The sequence below is a fragment of the Paraburkholderia sp. C35 genome (genome assembly GCF_003121405.1).
Taxonomy (GTDB): Bacteria; Pseudomonadota; Gammaproteobacteria; order Burkholderiales; family Burkholderiaceae; genus Paraburkholderia.
Genome location: NZ_QBUY01000056.1, coordinates 36,642 through 51,584 on the forward strand (window position 1 = coordinate 36,642; position 14,943 = coordinate 51,584).

The window sequence follows — 14,943 nt, forward strand, 5'->3', positions numbered from 1 at the left end:
TGGCGGTTTCGGCGTGCTAGAATGAAACGTCACCGCCGCCGGAATACACAATGAAAAAGGGAAGCCGAGCTATCGCGCCCGAGCATAACGAGACCCCGACCGAATCCTCCGAACCACGGCGCAAATACGATCCCGAAGAGACGAAGCGCAACATCCTCGATGTGGCAACGCAGGAATTTTCGTCGATGGGACTCACGGGCGCGCGCGTCGATGCGATTGCCGAGCGCACCAATACCACCAAGCGCATGCTGTACTACTACTTCGGCAGCAAGGAAGGGTTGTATGAAGCTGTGCTCGAAAAGGTATACGGCGATATTCGCGCGCTCGAGCAGGAGCTGAAAGTCAGCGACATGAGTCCTGTCGATGGCTTGCGCAGCCTTGTCGAGTTTACGTTCGACTATCACGACAAACATCGCGATTTTGTGCGGCTCGTGACGATTGAAAATATTCACGGCGCGAAGTACATCGAGCAGGTCAAGACCTTCAAGAATCGCAATGCAACGGTGATTCAGACAATCGAAGATCTACTCGCGCGCGGCGTCGCGGCTGGAGAATTCCGCGACGATATCGATCCCATTGATCTGCATCTGCTGATCAGTTCGTTGTGCTTTCATCGGATTGCCAATCGGCACACGTTCGGGAATGCATTTGGCCGCGACCCGTCGCATGCGAGACTGCGAGCGAGGCATCGGGCGATGATCGTCGATGCGACTTTGAGGTTTGTGAAGAAATAGGCTTTTGTCTGCAACGCCTGAGATTTCATTTGCTGGCATCTGCGGATGCCAGCGAAAAAACAGATCGGCGAAGGCAACCCACTACTTCTTCAGAATCTCCGCCATCCGTTCGAGCGCGAGCACATAGCCCTGCGTCCCGCATCCGCAAATCACTGCCTCGGCAACAGCCGACACATAAGAGTGATGCCGGAACGCCTCACGCTTGTGAATATTGGAGATGTGCACCTCGATCACAGGCTTTTCAATCGCCGACAGCGCATCGGCAATCGCCACTGACGTGTGCGTATAAGCTGCGGGATTGATCACAATCCCCTGCTGTGTGGTGCGCGCCTCATGCAGCCAGTCGATCAACTGATGCTCTGCATTCGACTGCCGGAAATCTATTTCGAGCCCGAGGCGCTGCCCGGCCTCACGGCATCGGCGCGCAACATCGTCGAGCGTTTCCGAGCCGTAGATAGTCGGCTCTCGCGTGCCGAGCAGATTGAGATTGGGTCCATTCAGGACCAGCACCGACGCAAAACTCATAACTGAACGCTCCACTTTTAGTGACTTCGCCGCGTGAGAACCAACGCTTGCCAACCCGCATCACGCGACGTAAGCCCAAGTGTGCACTTCATCGCCGCATGCGTCTTTTGGGGTTTCTACTAAATTTGTACCATCTAGTTAGTTTAATTGTGAAAATGACTGTCGGACAAAGAAGCGGGAAAATGCTGACGGAATGGCAGCAAGCAGTAACCAACTAGTACAACCCGCACAGGCCTGCCCCGCGCGCAAACGCCCGATCTACCCGCTGCAAACCATAGCCACCTTCGCCGCTCTTGCCGGCAAAAACCCGGGCATACCGCTTGCACCGATATAATTTCCCGAACGTTTCGCGGTTCGACGCGCATACGCGCGCTCACCGCCTGCCAGAAGGAGATTTATGAGGAAGCTTGCCGTCACCCTGTCCGTCCCGCTGTTTCTTGCCGCGTGCGCGCAATATCAGGCGTCTCACAACCCCGACGCCGGCGACCCAATGAAAGACAATATGACCAGCCGCCCCGTCAATGACGTCATCCAGTGCATGACGCAAGCTGCGGCAAAACACGACGCGCCCGTCAAGGCCACGCCTATTCCGCAGGGCCAGATGCTCGATTTCGGCGATTCCAATATCGTCAAGGTTCGCGCCGACAATGGCGGAACGACGTTCCGCTACTATGCGGGCCAGCGCAAGGCGTCGAATCTGTGGATCGAAGGCGCGAGCAAGGAATGTGCGCCCTGAAAACGCCGTGTCTGCGGCGGCGTAACAGCATGTAACAGCTTTCACGCCGCTTCGGACCTGCTCCCGACGATGCCTTAAGAATCATTTAAGTCTGCGCTGCCACGATTCGTCTTTGACACTGACCCGCATTCCGCCAGGTGCCAAGAATGGATTACTACAACGACCGCAACGACCCGACTAAGCGCATCGCCGCCGATACCCCGGCAGCACCCGCGCAGGCCGCTACCGTAACGGCAGCGCAGCCTAAAATGAAAGCGATTCTCCGCCGGCTTCTCAGCCCGCACGAAATCGCGACGCTGCTGCTGTTGCTGCACGCGCCGATGGCTGCGTTCGCCAAGCCGGAAATTCCGACGCTGCAGGAAGCAGGACTCGTCGAAACAGTCGCCAGCGATGACGCCGGCGAATCGCATATTCGCCTGACGCCCGAAGGCAACGCGATCCTGCGCGGACTCGGCATCAAGTAACCCGGCATCGAGCTATCAGCGAGCGCCTTGCTCCCGCCGGGCATCCCGCTGTCCGTCACGCGACGGATTCACGCCTGCCATACCGCATACCCCGCTTCACGCAAGCCGATCCCGAGTTCGACCTCCATGTCGCGCGCGCCGTCATACGGCAGCGGATTGAAGACTTCGTAAAGTTCCGGCATCAGCCGCAGACCATAGTCGCGGACATAGCGATTCGACTGGATGCCTGCCTTGTGCCGGTCGAAACGCAGATCCGGGTCTAATCCCGTCATTCCCACGTAGACGCATGGACGCTCGAACCGGTAATCCGGGTTCGCGCGCCGGAAGCGCGCCTCGTTCCACACGGTATCGTCGAGCGCCACCACGTAAACGTAGTAGCGGAGCTTTTCACGGCGGGGCGGCATCGTTCTCTGGCTGCGGGTTCTGGCGCGCGGGGCTGGCGTTCCGAGACTTCGTCTGTTTTTGTCGGGTGCGGGCGCCGCGCTTGACAGTTAGTTGCGCGAGGTGCCGTGCAGCAGCATCCGGTATTCGGTCGGCGTCACGCCGACGGTCGCCTTGAACTGCCGCGTGAACGCGCTGTGGTCCGTATAGCCGCAGAGTGCGGCGACATCGGTGACCTTGTCGTGCGAGACGAGCAAGGCCGTCGCGGCGTCGAGGCGCGTTTTCAGCAACACCTGACGCGGCGTCAGATGAAACACCTTGTGAAAATACCGCTCAAGCTGCGCAACCGACATATCCGCCATCGCGGCCAGTTGCTTCAGATTCAGCGGCTGCACGTAGTTTTCCTGCAGATACTGCACGACAGTCGCAAGCCGGCTATACGCGGGGTGGCTGCTCTCGTCGGCGCGCAAATCGCGCGAAATGCCCGCCAGCCCGACCACGCGGCCCGCCGCGTCGCGCAACGGCTGCTTGCAGGTCAGCCACCAGCCAGGCTGACGGCCCGGATACAGATGCAGTTCCAGCTGATCGACCATCTGGTTGCCGACATGAATCACGGCTTTGTCCTGCGCCGTGTAAATGCGGCCGAAGCGGCTCGGAAATACGTCTTCCGCTGTTCTGCCCAGCAGCTTTTCCTTTTCCTTGAATCCGCAGCGCGACACCAGCGTGCGATTGACGAGGGCGTAACGCGCGTGCGCGTCTTTCACGAAGAACACGATGTCGGGCATCGCGTCGAAGACAGGTTCGAGCAGCGCGAAATGCGCGAGCATCCCGGCCAGCGAGGTCTCGCCCGGATCGAGCGCGTCGAGCGTGGATGCAAACGTGTTCATCGTGGCGATTCCCTGCATGGACGGCGAGGACATGGCGGCTGGCCCGGCGGCGGTTGCTCGCGGGCGGATTGATCGGGCTGACTGATTATAGGGCGGCGCGCGACGGCTCAAAAAATCGTGCGGAGATCGGCATGTCGGTTCGCGCGCCGTCTGCTCAAAGCGGAGCAGACGGTGCATCGGCGGCGAGCATCAGCGTGCCGATCTGCGCAGGCTGGATAGGCGGACGAACCTGCGCGACGTCCCAGCCGAGCAAGGCTTGCGCTGCGCCGCCACACACCCGGCCCTGACATGCTCCCATGCCGCAGCGCGTCTGCAGTTTCGCGTCGCGCCAGTTGGTGTGCGCGCGCACTTCACCAACCGATACGTCTTCGCAGCGGCAAAGCAAGGTGTTGTCGGCAGGCAGTTGAAGCGCGTGGTCGCGCAGCGCGAACGCCGTTTCCACGCGCGCCGCGAAACGCTGCCAGCGCGAACGCTCCTGCTTCAGACGTTGGACGCTGGCTCCGCTTTCGACGCCGACTGCCGCCAGCCCCGCAATCCGCCCGTCCACGCGCGCCAGTTCCATGCCGCCGACGCCCGTGCATTCGCCTGCGGCGAAAATATGATCGACGGAGGTGCGCTGTGCATCGTCGATGGCAATTGCGCCAGCTGCATGCTTTGCGTTCGTCGCGCAACCCAACGCGCGCGCAAGTGTCGTGTTCGGCACGAGGCCGAAACCGCTCGCGATGCGGTCGCAATCGAACGTATGCGTGCGGCCGTCCACATGCCTGACAATCGCGCGTTCGACGCGGCCATCGCCCTGCGCCGCGCTCACCACACTCGATGTCAGATAGCGAAGCCCCGCGAAACCGCGCGTCAGTTGCGCGGCCTGCACCAGCTTCGCGGGCGTGGCGGCGAGCGAACCGCCGAAGCGCAGCACCGATTCAAACGGCGCCTGCTCGACCACGGCCACGACGCGCGCGCCCGCAGCGCGTGCCGTCGCCAGCGATGCGAGCAGCAACGGGCCGCTGCCAGCTATCACGATGCGCTCGCCGCGTACGGGCACACCGCTCTTGATCAACGCCTGCAAGCCACCTGCACCTGTCACGCCCGGCAGCGTCCAGCCCGCGAACGGCAACAGCAGTTCGCGCGCGCCCGTGGCAAGAATCAGGCGGCCATAGCCGATGCACGCGCCGCCCTGTTCCGCCGATTCGATCAGCAGACGGTTTCCGTCGAGCGGCACAACCACACGCGTCGCCGGGGCAAGCGTCACGTTGCCGTTTCCATCGAACTGACGCAGCAGCGCAGTCAGCGCGTCAGGCGGTGGATGCGCCGGACCGTTGCGCCACACCTGGCCACCCGCGCGAGGATTGTCGTCGAGCACGGCGACGCGTGCGCCTGTCGACGCCGCTGCGCACGCGGCAGCGAGACCCGCCGGTCCGGCGCCCACGACGACGATATCGAAGTGTTCGCCGTTCATCGCGTGCTACCCGTTTGCACGATCTGGCCGTCGCGGCATAGCGTCTGACACGCGAGCACATGCCTGCGTCCATCGACGCTGACGCGGCATTCCTGGCACACGCCCATTCCGCACAACGGCGCGCGCAGTTCTCCCGTCACGGACAGGCGCGTGCCGCAAGCACACGCGGCCAGCGCGGCCGCAATGGTCGCGCCCTGCTCGACTTCGACAGGCTCGCCGTCGATGGTGATGCGCACGCGTCGAAGCAGCGCTTCAGACATGACAGGCTCCAAACTCGAAACGCGCCGGCAGAAACGGCTCAGCAGCAATGGCGGCTGCCGTCTGCGTGATCTGCGCGGCGAGCAGCTTTGCCGTACCGAGCGACGTCGTCACGCCCAATCCTTCATGTCCGACGGCTAGCCACACGCCGGGCGCCGTGTCGCCCGCCGGTCCGATCAAAGGCAAACCCTCCGGCGCCGCCGCGCGACGCCCCGTCCACGCGCGAATGCCATTGAGCGTCGGCAGTTCGGGCAGATAACGCGCGGCGCGTTGCAGCATCTGCGCGAGCACGGGCATGTCGACGGCGGGATCGGTCGTATCGAACTGGCGCGAGGAGCCGATCAACAGTTGTCCCGTCGGGCGAGGCTGCGCATTAAAGGCGACGGAAGTGCCCGTCGCGTGGTGAGCGCTTTTGATGTAGCCGAGTTCCAGCAGTTGATGACGGATGAAACCGGGGTAACGGTCGGTGATCAGCAAGTGACCTTTCTTCGGCTGCAACGGCAGGCCTCGCACGAGTTCGCCCGCGTGCAAGCCATTCGCGACGACGACATGCGCGCCGCCGATACGCTCGCCGTTCGATAGCGTGACCTGGTGCGCATCGACGGCGACAACGTGCGCGTGAAGTTTGACGTCGATACGCGCTGCACCCGGCGATTGCGTCAGCAGCCACTGCGCCGCCGACGGCGCGTAGACGATGCTGTCGTGCGAAATCAGCAGGCCGCCCGCCATGCCTGGCGCGATCGAAGGTTCGGCTTCGTATAGCGCCCGCTCGTCCAGCAAGTCCGCTGTGACATTTTGCGCGGCGAAGCCCGCCTGCATTGCGCGGGCGGCGTCGAGTTCTTCCGCGTCGGCGGCGACCCAGAGCGTGCCGCAACACGCGAAGGCATCGCATGCGCGCAACTGCGGCGCCAGTTCAAGCCACAGATCGCGCGAATAGCGGCTCAACGCAAATTCCGCGGGCGAGTCGTTCATCACGACGATATGCCCCATACCCGCCGCCGTCGCGCCGCCGCCGATGCCCTGCGTGTCGAGCACCGTCACATGCAGGCCGCGCGCGGCCAGTTCCGCCGCACACGCCGCGCCGACGATGCCCGCGCCGACGATCACGACATCCGTCGTCATACCGTGCGGATGCCCCATGCGAACGGGTCGCGTTCATCGAAGCACAGACGGCTTTCGGCCATGATGTGCGCGTGTCCGGTGATGGTCGGCACGACAGTCGCTACGCCGTCCTGCATGTCGCCTGCCGTATAACTCGCCTCGAACACGCTGCCGATAATGCTTTCCTGCCGCCAGACGCTGCCTGCCGCGAGCGTGCCGTCAGCCGCAAGACACGCCACTTTTGCGCTCGTGCCCGTGCCGCACGGCGAGCGATCGTAGGCGTTGCCGGGGCACAGCACGAAGCTGCGGCTGTCGAGTTCGGCGCGCGAGCCGGCGCCGAACAGTTCGATGTGGTCGATCAGCGCACCGTTCGCACCCGTGATGCCGGCTGCGATCAGCGCGTCGCGAATGGCCGAACTGACATGCGTGAGTTCGGGAATGTTCGACGCGTCCAGCTCGCGTCCGTGATCCGTGACGAGAAAAAACCAGTTGCCGCCCCACGCGATATCGCCGGTCAGCGGACCGTAGCCCGGCACGTCGACGGTGACATCCTTGCGATGCCGGTACGCCGGCACATTGCGCACCGACACGCTCATATCAGCATTGAGCGTCGCCTCGACGATGCCCACGGGCGTATCGATCAGATGGCGTCCGGGGCCGATGCGCCCCATGTGCGCCAGCGATACGACGAGCCCGATCGTGCCGTGCCCGCACATGCCGAGATAGCCGACATTGTTGAAGAAGATCACGCCCGCCGCGCATTCCTTGCTGTCCGGCTCGCACAACAGCGCGCCGACCACTACATCGGAGCCGCGCGGCTCGGTGACGATGCCCGCGCGCCAGTCGTCGAAGCGTGTGCGAAACACGTCGAGCCGTTGCGCGAGCGTGCCGCCACCCAGTTCGGGGCCGCCGGACACGACGAGGCGGGTCGGTTCACCGCCCGTGTGCGAATCGATGACGTTCAAGGTTTTCATGCTGCTCATGGTAGGGAACGCAGCGTGCTGCAGTCTTGACGCGGTTGCGCGTCGATCATGACGATTTCGGCATAGCCATCGAAAGATGCAGACGGCTTGTCACAGCGCTTCCTGCGGACAGCCGAGCGCGAGTGCAATGGGTAGATACACCGGAAGCGAAAGCAGGAACGACAAGGCGTTGCCCGGCTTCGATATGCGAGGCGTTACGACACATAAACTCAGAAAGCATTGGAATCAAGGGATTTTCATCGCACAACCGCTATGCCGAAATCGTCATGCCGGACGCGCGATTGACGCAAGACACACGAATATTCCCTGCTTACACTGCACTCGACTCATCACTTTCAGGAGAGCAGTCGTGGCGCATATCTGGGAAGGCGTATTGCCCGCAGTCACCACCAAGTTCAACGCGGATTTCAGCATAGACCGCGAATGGACGGGGAAGAATATCGAAGCGCAGATCGAAGCGGGTGTCGACGGGATCATCGTGTGCGGCTCGCTCGGCGAAGCGTCCACGCTTTCTCTCGATGAAAAGCTGCAGGTGCTCGACGTGGCCGTCGAGGCATCGCGCGGCCGCGTGCCCGTGCTGCTGACCATCGCCGAAAACAGCACGCTCGATGGCTGCCGCCAGGCCGAAGCGGGCGCGAAACACGGTGCAGCAGGCTATATGGTGCTGCCTGGCCTGCGCTATCTGTCGGACCGCCGCGAGACGCTGAACCATTTCCGCATGGTCGCCGATGCCAGCCCGCTGCCGCTGATGATCTACAACAATCCGCTCGCGTACGGCGTCGACATGACACCGGAGATGTTCGCCGAAATCGCCGACGAGAAGAAGATCGTCGCGATCAAGGAATCGTGCGGCGACGTGCGGCGCGTGACGGACCTGATCAACGAAGTCGGCGACCGCTACGCGATCCTCTGCGGCGTCGACAATCTGGCGATGGAAGCGATCCTGATGGGCGCGCACGGCTGGGTGGCCGGCCTCGTGTGCGCGTTCCCGCACGAGACGGTCGCGATCTACAAGCTGCTGAAGGCGGGACGGCTGGAAGAAGCGCGCGCGATCTATCGCTGGTTTGCGCCGCTGCTGGCGCTCGACGTGTCGAACAAGCTCGTGCAGAACATCAAGCTCGCGGAAGCGATCGTCGGCCTTGGCACGGAGCCGGTGCGTCCGCCGCGCCTGCCGCTCGCCGGCGACGAACGTAAAGCCGTCGAAGCGTTGATCCGTCGTTCGATCGAAACGCGTCCGGCGCTGCCGAAGCTGTAAGCACGCACGCGGAGCACAAAAAGAACGCGGCGGCGTCCTGATGGGCCGCCGCCGCTGGAACTACTTATATTCCGCGCACCGTGCGAGAGCGCAACGCTCGACTTCAGGCCGCCTCGGCATGCTGCACGACGACTTCCTCGTTGGTCCGCAGATGCAGCAGTCGATAGCCGCTCTTGTACACCGGCTGCAGACGGAAATCGTTATGCGGCTCGATCTGCAGCAGCAGACGCAGACGCGACACATGGCTGTCGATCGTGCGCGTGACTTCGCGGAACTCGCGGCCCCACACCATCGCGAAGATGTGATCGCGCGACAGCACACGGCCAATGTTCGAGAAGAACAGTGAAGCCAGCCGGTATTGCGTGCCCGACAACTGCACAGGCGCGCCGCGCAGCGTAACCAGTTGACGCCGGGTATCGAAGTGATACGGGCCGACGTCGAAGCTGTCCTTGCCGTAACGCTCCGGATACGCACGGCGCAGCAACGCGGAAACGCGCTCGCGGAACTCGGCGTGGCGCACGGGCAGCGCGGTGTAATCGTCGGCACCCAGCACGAACGCGCGCACGACGCTTTCTTCCGAGGCGTCCGCCGACGCGAACATCACCGGCATCCGCTCGCCGCCCACCGATCGCACGGCCTTGAGCACATCGGTGCCGGACAGACGCAGCGCATGCCAGTCGAGAATCAGAAGATCGACCGTCGAACGGGCGAGCACCTTGGAAAGCGTCAGGCCGTCGTCGTACAGCACGCAACTGTGGCCAGCCTGAACGATGATTTTTTCCAGCAACTTACCTTGCACGAGGTCACGTTGAAGAATGGCGATACGCATGATGGGTTCCTGACAATGGGTCCAGGAGCGCGATTCTGTTCAGGACATCGCGTTAAGCCCATCAGACTCGTCTGAATTTGCAAAGAATTTGCGACAAAATACATCCTGTAAAATCGCGGGCTGGCCAAAATCGTCATCACGCCGCCCTACCCGGGCGGGCGTGCCGTGTCCTGTGCGCTACCCCGCACTGCCGCACTTCTGCCTGACGAACGCCGTACTCCGCGCGCAACGCGCGGCTCTTCTATTCATACAACGACAGGCAATGCAAGCAACAGAACTGGGTAGACCACACGCCAGGGACAGCGCACAGACGCGCCCGCTCACCGGAAACGACTACAAGACGCTCAGCCTCGCCGCACTCGGCGGCGCGCTCGAGTTCTACGATTTCATCATTTTCGTGTTCTTCGCCCCGGCGATCGGACAGCTGTTCTTCCCGCAGTCGATTCCCGACTGGCTGCGCCAGCTGCAGACGTTCGGCATCTTCGCCGCCGGTTATCTGGCGCGGCCGCTGGGCGGCATCATCATGGCGCACTTCGGCGACCTGCTCGGCCGCAAACGCATGTTCACGCTCAGCGTGCTGCTGATGTCGCTGCCCACGCTGCTGATGGGCGTGCTGCCCACCTACGCGAGCATCGGCATCATGGCGCCCGTGCTGCTGCTCCTGTTCCGCGTGATGCAGGGCGCGGCCGTGGGCGGCGAAGTGCCGGGCGCATGGGTGTTCGTGTCCGAGCACGTGCCGCAGCGCCATGTCGGCTATGCGTGCGGCACGCTGACGGCCGGTCTCACGGCTGGCATCCTGCTCGGCTCGCTCGTGGCATCGGCGGTAAACCGGCATTTCGCGGCCGCGGAAATTGCCGATTTCGCGTGGCGCATTCCGTTCCTGCTGGGCGGCGTGTTCGGTCTGGTCTCGGTGTACCTGCGCCGCTGGCTGCACGAAACGCCCGTCTTCGCCGAAATGAAGCAGCGCAAGTCGCTGGCTGCCGAAATCCCGCTGAAGGCCGTGCTGCGCGACCATGGCCGCGCCGTGATCGTGTCGATGCTGCTCACGTGGATGCTGTCGGCAGCCATCGTCGTCGTGATCCTGATGACGCCCACGCTGCTGCAAAAGCAGTTTCACATCGCACCGGCGCAGGCGCTGTTCGCCAATAGCGTCGCCACGCTGTGTCTGACGATCGGCTGCGTGCTGGCGGGTTCGCTCGCGGGCCGCTTCGGCGCGGGCCGCACGATTTTCGTCGGCTGCGTGGGCCTCGGCATCTCGTACTACGTGCTGTTCCAGCAACTCGCCGTGGATAGCACGATGCTCGTGCCGCTCTACGCTGTCGCGGGCCTGTTCGTCGGCGTGATCGGCGCGGTGCCGTTCGTGATGGTCAACGCGTTTCCGCCCGTGGTGCGCTTTTCGGGCATCTCGTTCTCGTACAACGTCGCGTATGCCGTGTTCGGCGGCCTCACGCCGATCGTGGTGTCGCTGATGCTGAAGTCGTATCCGATGGCGCCCGCGCTCTACGTCGCCGCGCTGTGCGTGATCGGCGCACTGACCGCGTGCTGCGTGAAGAAGGACGCAGCACAATAACGCTGTTGCAGTGGCGTGCGCGGGCACGCCACTTGCCCCTCAGGACTGGCCGTCGCATCGACACTTCAGGCCGGTCCAAAACGTCGCGTGGCAGGGCCGCCCTATCATCGACGCATGAATACCTCTCCTGCACCCCGCTTCACGCCCGCCCTCGCGCGCATCCTCGCGACGGTCAGCGTCGGCTTCGTCGTCACGCAACTCGACGTGACCATCGTCAATATCGCGCTGGCGAAGATCGGCGCGGATCTGCATGCAAACGTCACCGGCTTGCAATGGATCGTCGATGCGTACACGCTTGCGTTTGCCGTGCTGATGCTGTCGGCGGGCGTGCTCGGCGACCGCTTCGGCGCACGGCGCATGTTCGCGTGCGGCATCGCGCTATTCGCGGCGGCATCGCTTGCGTGCGGCCTGGCCTCGGGCGCCGCGCTGCGGGTGGCCGCGCGCGCCCTGCAAGGCGTCGGTGCCGCGATGATGCTGCCCAACTCGCTCGCGCTGCTCAACGAGGCGTGCAGCCACGATCCGAAGCTGCGCGCCCGCGCCGTCGGCCTGTGGACGGCGGCAGGCGCGATTGCAATCGCGGCGGGGCCGGTGATCGGCGGATTGCTGATCGCCGCATTCGGCTGGCGCGCGATTTTTCTCGTCAATCTCCCCATCTGCGCATTGGGGTTGGCGGCGACCTTCGCGTGGGTGCCGTCGGCGGGAGACACAACGCGCGCTCCACCGCAGGATCGTCCCGCCGCGCATGCAACGTCGCGCGGCCTCGCCCTCGCCGGCCAGTTGCTGGCGATCGTCGCGCTGACGGCCTTCACGGGCGCGGTGATCGAATGGCGGCCGCTCGGGCTGGCGCATCCACTGGGGAGCGGCGGCTTCGTGCTCGCGTTGCTTGCAATGGCCGCGTTCATCGTCACCGAAAAACGCGCCGATACGCCGATGCTGCCGCTCGCCTTCTTCGGCAACCGCACCTTCAGCGCCGCCGTCCTGTTCGGCATCTGCGTGAATCTGACTTACTACGGCGTGGTGTTCGTGCTGAGTCTCTATCTGCAGCATGCGCGCGGCGAAACACCTTTGCAGGCCGGTCTCGCATTCCTGCCGTTGACGGGCGGATTTCTGGTTTCAAATGTCGCGAGCGGCTGGGTGGTCGGGCGCTTTGGCGCGCGCGTGCCGATGATCGCGGGCGCGATCACGGCCGCGCTCGGCTACGGGCTGCTGCATTTCGCCCTCGCCACGTCGCCGCTCTGGACGCTGCTCGTGCCATTTCTGCTGATTCCATCCGGCATGGGCCTCGCCGTTCCGGCCATGACGACAGCCGTGCTCGCCTCCGTCGATGGACAACGCGCAGGTACGGCCTCAGCGGTGCTGAACACGGCGCGGCAGGCTGGCGGCGCGATTGGTGTTGCGGCGTTCGGCGCGCTCGCCAGCGCGTCGGAGGCAACGGGCGCCGCGCAGGTGGTGGTCGGACTGCAGTTGTCCACGCTGATCTCGTCGTGCATCCTGCTGTGCGCGCTCGGGCTGGCGTGTCTGGTGCATCCCGAGCCGCACGCACGCAACGGATCAGACGACAAGGCGCGCGATGGTCGTACGGGTCACAACGGTCCGCGACCGATACGCGCCGCAAAATGAAGTGCGTGTTAAAGCCTCTGCCGCGTCGCCACGTCATAAAACACAACACCCACGACGCGCGCGGCGTCGTGGGTGTTGCGTGGGCAGGAAACGGCAGATCGCGTTACAGCGACGTCTCCTGAATGGCGCCCGTGTCGAGCGCTTTTTCGATCAGCCCTTCGTGCTGCACCTTGCGGATCGCGTCGGCGACGAGTTTTTCCGGCTGCTCGATTTCCGCCTTGATCGCGCTGATAAAGCCGGCGGCATCGAGGATCACCAGCGTTTCGGCCGTATCGGCGCGGCTGATGATCACGCGATGCGGCGTCGGCCCTTCGCCGAGGCTGGCGCAAAACTGCATGACCGTGCCGTTGATCGTCTGGTCAAAAGCTTGAATCATCGCGTGCTCCTTGTAGTCGAATTGGCTTGCCCAGAGGTTGCCTGACAGAGATTGCCCCGTAGATGCTGCACGAATGATGCCCGCTCCCGCAGCTGTCCCGCAACGCAGGGCGCATGCCGTGCCGCTGCGTGCGCAACCAACGCATCAGAGACTGCTGCTCAGGCCGCTGCGCGGCGCACGCGCGCCGTCAATGCTGATACGCCCCGCCCCCGTCACGAACAGCAGCAGGAAGCCGCCCGCGATGCCGACGTTTTTCCAGAAATGGATGATCATGTCGCGCTGCAGCGCGGCGTCGGTAATGTTCCAGAAGTCGTGCCCGAGCACCGCCGTGGCGATCGTATAGACGGCCATGAAGAGGCCGAGCGGGCGAATCTTGAAGCCGACCACGAGGAAAATGCCGCCGAGCACCTCGACGGCCGTCGCGATGGGTGCGGCGACCTGCACGAACGGCACGCCCTTCGAATGAAGATACCCGACGAAGCCCGCATAGCCGATCAGCTTCATCACGCCGCCCCAGAGGAAAAGAACGGCAAGTGCAAGGCGGGCGATAAGAATTACGCCGGAATCGACGGGACGCGTCATGGATGTGGCTCCTGATTTGAATAAGCAGAAGACCGGGCCGCACGTCATCAGTTCCCGGGCGCTGAAGTCAGCATAAGTGGAACGCACCGCTTTTCCAAGGCGATCGGCGTGGACTGCACCCGCCATGCGCCGTGATTTCCTCATCTGAATAGGGCATCAGGGAATGCCTGTAAATCGGGCAAATTCATACGCCGACGCATGCAAGCCTTTGTTATAATCTTCTCAGGAAATCGAACAAAATCTAACGCGCCATTTCCCGTTCGACGCCGCTGCTCACTAACGCGTTAATGAGACCTACCCCATGCTGAAAACTGAACGTCTGCGCATGCTCGCCGATGCGTTGGCCAGGCAGAACGTGATGCGCCTGCGCGATGCGGCGACATTGCTGGGCGTATCGGAGATGACGGTGCGCCGGGACATTGCTGCGAGTCCGGGTCATTTCACGTATCTGGGCGGATACATCGTCAGCGCCACGGATGTGCCGAACACGGCGGGTTATTCGCTGGAACAGGAAAAGGACCACTTTGCGCAGGCGAAGGCCGAGGCATCGGCGGTGGCGGCGAAGCTGATCGGCAACAACGAGACGTTGTTCATCGACTGCGGGACCACGCTCACTACGCTTGCGCGGCTCATTCCGAACGACATCCATGTCACTATCGTTTGCTATTCGCTGAACGTCGCGGAGATTTTGCGGCGCAAGCCGAATGTGCGGATGATTTTGCTGGGCGGCGTGTATGTGCCGTCGTCCGATTCGTTTTCTGGTGAAGAGAGTATTGAAACGCTTCGGCGCATGGGGATTAACAAGGCTTTTATCTCCGCCGGAGGCGTGGATGATGCGCGCGGCGTCACGTGCTGGAATTTTCATGAAGTCGCGTTGAAGCAGGCAGCCATGGCGGCGGCTGTTGAGAGTCACCTTGTTGTCGATAGTAGTAAGTTCGGGGTTGTTAAGGCTGTGAGGTTCTCGAAGGTCGAGGAGTTTTCTTCGATCATTACTGAGAAGGGGCAGCAAGTGCCCAAACGGAAGTGATTTATTGTCTCGCGACGGTGGGATGGTTTTTTTTGCTGGCGTCCGCGGTTTGTTAGTGGTCTGCTAGCGTTGCCCCTGTGCGGGGCGGCACCTACTTTTCTTTGCCGCCGCAAAGAAAAGTAGGCAAAAGAAAGCGGGCTAACACCACCCACTCCGGTC

The 14,943-nt window shown here is 63.0% G+C and carries 17 protein-coding genes; 7 read left to right on the top strand and 10 right to left on the bottom strand.

Features of this window, described 5'->3' with window-relative positions; translation table 11 throughout:
- Positions 1–50: 50 nt before the first annotated feature.
- Positions 51–734, top strand: coding sequence for a TetR/AcrR family transcriptional regulator (locus DK391_RS27100; protein WP_109481088.1), 684 nt, complete (start codon positions 51–53; stop codon positions 732–734).
- An 81-nt stretch (positions 735–815) separates the two neighbouring features.
- Here DK391_RS27100 and aroQ read toward each other — a convergent pair whose 3' ends face one another.
- A complete protein-coding gene (gene aroQ / locus DK391_RS27105; protein ID WP_109481089.1) occupies positions 816–1,259 on the bottom strand; it encodes a type II 3-dehydroquinate dehydratase in 444 nt (147 codons plus the stop codon).
- 397 nt (positions 1,260–1,656) lie between these two features.
- Here aroQ and DK391_RS27110 point away from each other — a divergent pair, with 397 nt between their 5' ends.
- Together DK391_RS27110 and DK391_RS27115 are read left to right on the top strand one after the other, a co-directional pair.
- Entirely contained in the window at positions 1,657–1,995 is a 339-nt protein-coding gene (locus DK391_RS27110) for a hypothetical protein (RefSeq protein WP_109481090.1), read from the top strand.
- A 248-nt stretch (positions 1,996–2,243) separates the two neighbouring features.
- Positions 2,244–2,459: a hypothetical protein gene (locus DK391_RS27115; protein WP_204117447.1), complete on the top strand. Its 216-nt coding sequence runs from the start codon at positions 2,244–2,246 to the stop codon at positions 2,457–2,459.
- A gap of 68 nt (positions 2,460–2,527) precedes the next feature.
- On the opposite strand, the gene DK391_RS27120 is transcribed toward DK391_RS27115, so the two are convergent.
- The 6 genes from DK391_RS27120 to DK391_RS27145 form a co-directional block, all read right to left on the bottom strand.
- A complete protein-coding gene (locus tag DK391_RS27120; RefSeq protein WP_109481092.1) occupies positions 2,528–2,863 on the bottom strand; it encodes a hypothetical protein in 336 nt (111 codons plus the stop codon).
- Positions 2,864–2,950: 87 nt separating this feature from the next.
- Positions 2,951–3,727 carry an AraC family transcriptional regulator gene (locus tag DK391_RS27125; RefSeq protein ID WP_109481093.1) on the bottom strand — a complete coding sequence of 259 codons (777 nt, stop codon included), beginning with the start codon at positions 3,725–3,727 and terminating at the stop codon, positions 2,951–2,953.
- Positions 3,728–3,881: 154 nt separating this feature from the next.
- Positions 3,882–5,183, bottom strand: coding sequence for an FAD-dependent oxidoreductase (locus tag DK391_RS27130; protein WP_109481094.1), 1,302 nt, complete (start codon positions 5,181–5,183; stop codon positions 3,882–3,884).
- A complete protein-coding gene (locus DK391_RS27135) occupies positions 5,180–5,443 on the bottom strand; it encodes a 2Fe-2S iron-sulfur cluster-binding protein (RefSeq protein WP_109481095.1) in 264 nt (87 codons plus the stop codon). The genes DK391_RS27130 and DK391_RS27135 overlap by 4 nt, the downstream gene beginning before the upstream one ends.
- On the bottom strand, positions 5,436–6,563 hold the full coding sequence (locus DK391_RS27140) for an FAD-dependent oxidoreductase (protein ID WP_109481106.1): 1,128 nt from the start codon (positions 6,561–6,563) through the stop codon (positions 5,436–5,438). Before DK391_RS27140 ends, DK391_RS27135 begins: the two co-directional genes overlap by 8 nt.
- A complete protein-coding gene (locus tag DK391_RS27145) occupies positions 6,560–7,525 on the bottom strand; it encodes a 4-hydroxyproline epimerase (protein ID WP_109481096.1) in 966 nt (321 codons plus the stop codon). Before DK391_RS27145 ends, DK391_RS27140 begins: the two co-directional genes overlap by 4 nt.
- 349 nt (positions 7,526–7,874) lie before the next feature.
- Between DK391_RS27145 and DK391_RS27150 the strand changes: the two genes are divergently transcribed.
- Complete coding sequence (locus DK391_RS27150; RefSeq protein ID WP_109481097.1) at positions 7,875–8,780, top strand: dihydrodipicolinate synthase family protein; 906 nt, start codon at positions 7,875–7,877, stop codon at positions 8,778–8,780.
- A gap of 103 nt (positions 8,781–8,883) precedes the next feature.
- Here the strand turns inward: DK391_RS27150 and DK391_RS27155 are convergent, their stop codons facing one another.
- A complete protein-coding gene (locus tag DK391_RS27155; protein WP_109481098.1) occupies positions 8,884–9,609 on the bottom strand; it encodes a response regulator transcription factor in 726 nt (241 codons plus the stop codon).
- A 262-nt stretch (positions 9,610–9,871) separates the two neighbouring features.
- Between DK391_RS27155 and DK391_RS27160 the strand changes: the two genes are divergently transcribed.
- Entirely contained in the window at positions 9,872–11,179 is a 1,308-nt protein-coding gene (locus tag DK391_RS27160; protein WP_109481099.1) for an MFS transporter, read from the top strand.
- Positions 11,180–11,293: 114 nt separating this feature from the next.
- The gene (locus DK391_RS27165; RefSeq protein WP_204117445.1) at positions 11,294–12,799 is read left to right on the top strand and encodes an MFS transporter; all 1,506 of its coding nucleotides are present in this window, start codon (positions 11,294–11,296) and stop codon (positions 12,797–12,799) included.
- A 103-nt stretch (positions 12,800–12,902) separates the two neighbouring features.
- On the opposite strand, the gene DK391_RS27170 is transcribed toward DK391_RS27165, so the two are convergent.
- The gene (locus DK391_RS27170; protein ID WP_109481101.1) at positions 12,903–13,175 is read right to left on the bottom strand and encodes a hypothetical protein; all 273 of its coding nucleotides are present in this window, start codon (positions 13,173–13,175) and stop codon (positions 12,903–12,905) included.
- A 144-nt stretch (positions 13,176–13,319) separates the two neighbouring features.
- Positions 13,320–13,757, bottom strand: a complete 438-nt coding sequence (locus DK391_RS27175) for a DoxX family protein (protein WP_109481102.1) — start codon at positions 13,755–13,757, stop codon at positions 13,320–13,322.
- Between the two features lie 301 nt (positions 13,758–14,058).
- Here DK391_RS27175 and DK391_RS27180 point away from each other — a divergent pair, with 301 nt between their 5' ends.
- Positions 14,059–14,784 (top strand): DeoR/GlpR family DNA-binding transcription regulator, encoded by a 726-nt coding sequence (locus tag DK391_RS27180; protein WP_109481103.1) that lies wholly within the window; start codon positions 14,059–14,061, stop codon positions 14,782–14,784.
- Positions 14,785–14,943 lie beyond the last annotated feature (159 nt).

Bases quoted from the DNA above. Each gene is read 5' to 3' on its own strand.
- DK391_RS27165 (WP_204117445.1), top strand. From the start codon at position 11,294: ATGAATACCTCTCCTGCACCCCGCTTCACGCCCGCCCTCGCGCGCATC.
- DK391_RS27160 (WP_109481099.1), top strand. From the start codon at position 9,872: ATGCAAGCAACAGAACTGGGTAGACCACACGCCAGGGACAGCGCACAG.
- aroQ (WP_109481089.1), bottom strand. From the start codon at position 1,259: ATGAGTTTTGCGTCGGTGCTGGTCCTGAATGGACCCAATCTCAATCTG.
- DK391_RS27120 (WP_109481092.1), bottom strand. From the start codon at position 2,863: ATGCCGCCCCGCCGTGAAAAGCTCCGCTACTACGTTTACGTGGTGGCG.
- DK391_RS27110 (WP_109481090.1), top strand. From the start codon at position 1,657: ATGAGGAAGCTTGCCGTCACCCTGTCCGTCCCGCTGTTTCTTGCCGCG.
- DK391_RS27135 (WP_109481095.1), bottom strand. From the start codon at position 5,443: ATGTCTGAAGCGCTGCTTCGACGCGTGCGCATCACCATCGACGGCGAG.
- DK391_RS27140 (WP_109481106.1), bottom strand. From the start codon at position 6,563: ATGACGACGGATGTCGTGATCGTCGGCGCGGGCATCGTCGGCGCGGCG.
- DK391_RS27125 (WP_109481093.1), bottom strand. From the start codon at position 3,727: ATGAACACGTTTGCATCCACGCTCGACGCGCTCGATCCGGGCGAGACC.
- DK391_RS27170 (WP_109481101.1), bottom strand. From the start codon at position 13,175: ATGATTCAAGCTTTTGACCAGACGATCAACGGCACGGTCATGCAGTTT.
- DK391_RS27115 (WP_204117447.1), top strand. From the start codon at position 2,244: ATGAAAGCGATTCTCCGCCGGCTTCTCAGCCCGCACGAAATCGCGACG.
- DK391_RS27130 (WP_109481094.1), bottom strand. From the start codon at position 5,183: ATGAACGGCGAACACTTCGATATCGTCGTCGTGGGCGCCGGACCGGCG.
- DK391_RS27180 (WP_109481103.1), top strand. From the start codon at position 14,059: ATGCTGAAAACTGAACGTCTGCGCATGCTCGCCGATGCGTTGGCCAGG.
- DK391_RS27155 (WP_109481098.1), bottom strand. From the start codon at position 9,609: ATGCGTATCGCCATTCTTCAACGTGACCTCGTGCAAGGTAAGTTGCTG.
- DK391_RS27175 (WP_109481102.1), bottom strand. From the start codon at position 13,757: ATGACGCGTCCCGTCGATTCCGGCGTAATTCTTATCGCCCGCCTTGCA.
- DK391_RS27100 (WP_109481088.1), top strand. From the start codon at position 51: ATGAAAAAGGGAAGCCGAGCTATCGCGCCCGAGCATAACGAGACCCCG.
- DK391_RS27145 (WP_109481096.1), bottom strand. From the start codon at position 7,525: ATGAGCAGCATGAAAACCTTGAACGTCATCGATTCGCACACGGGCGGT.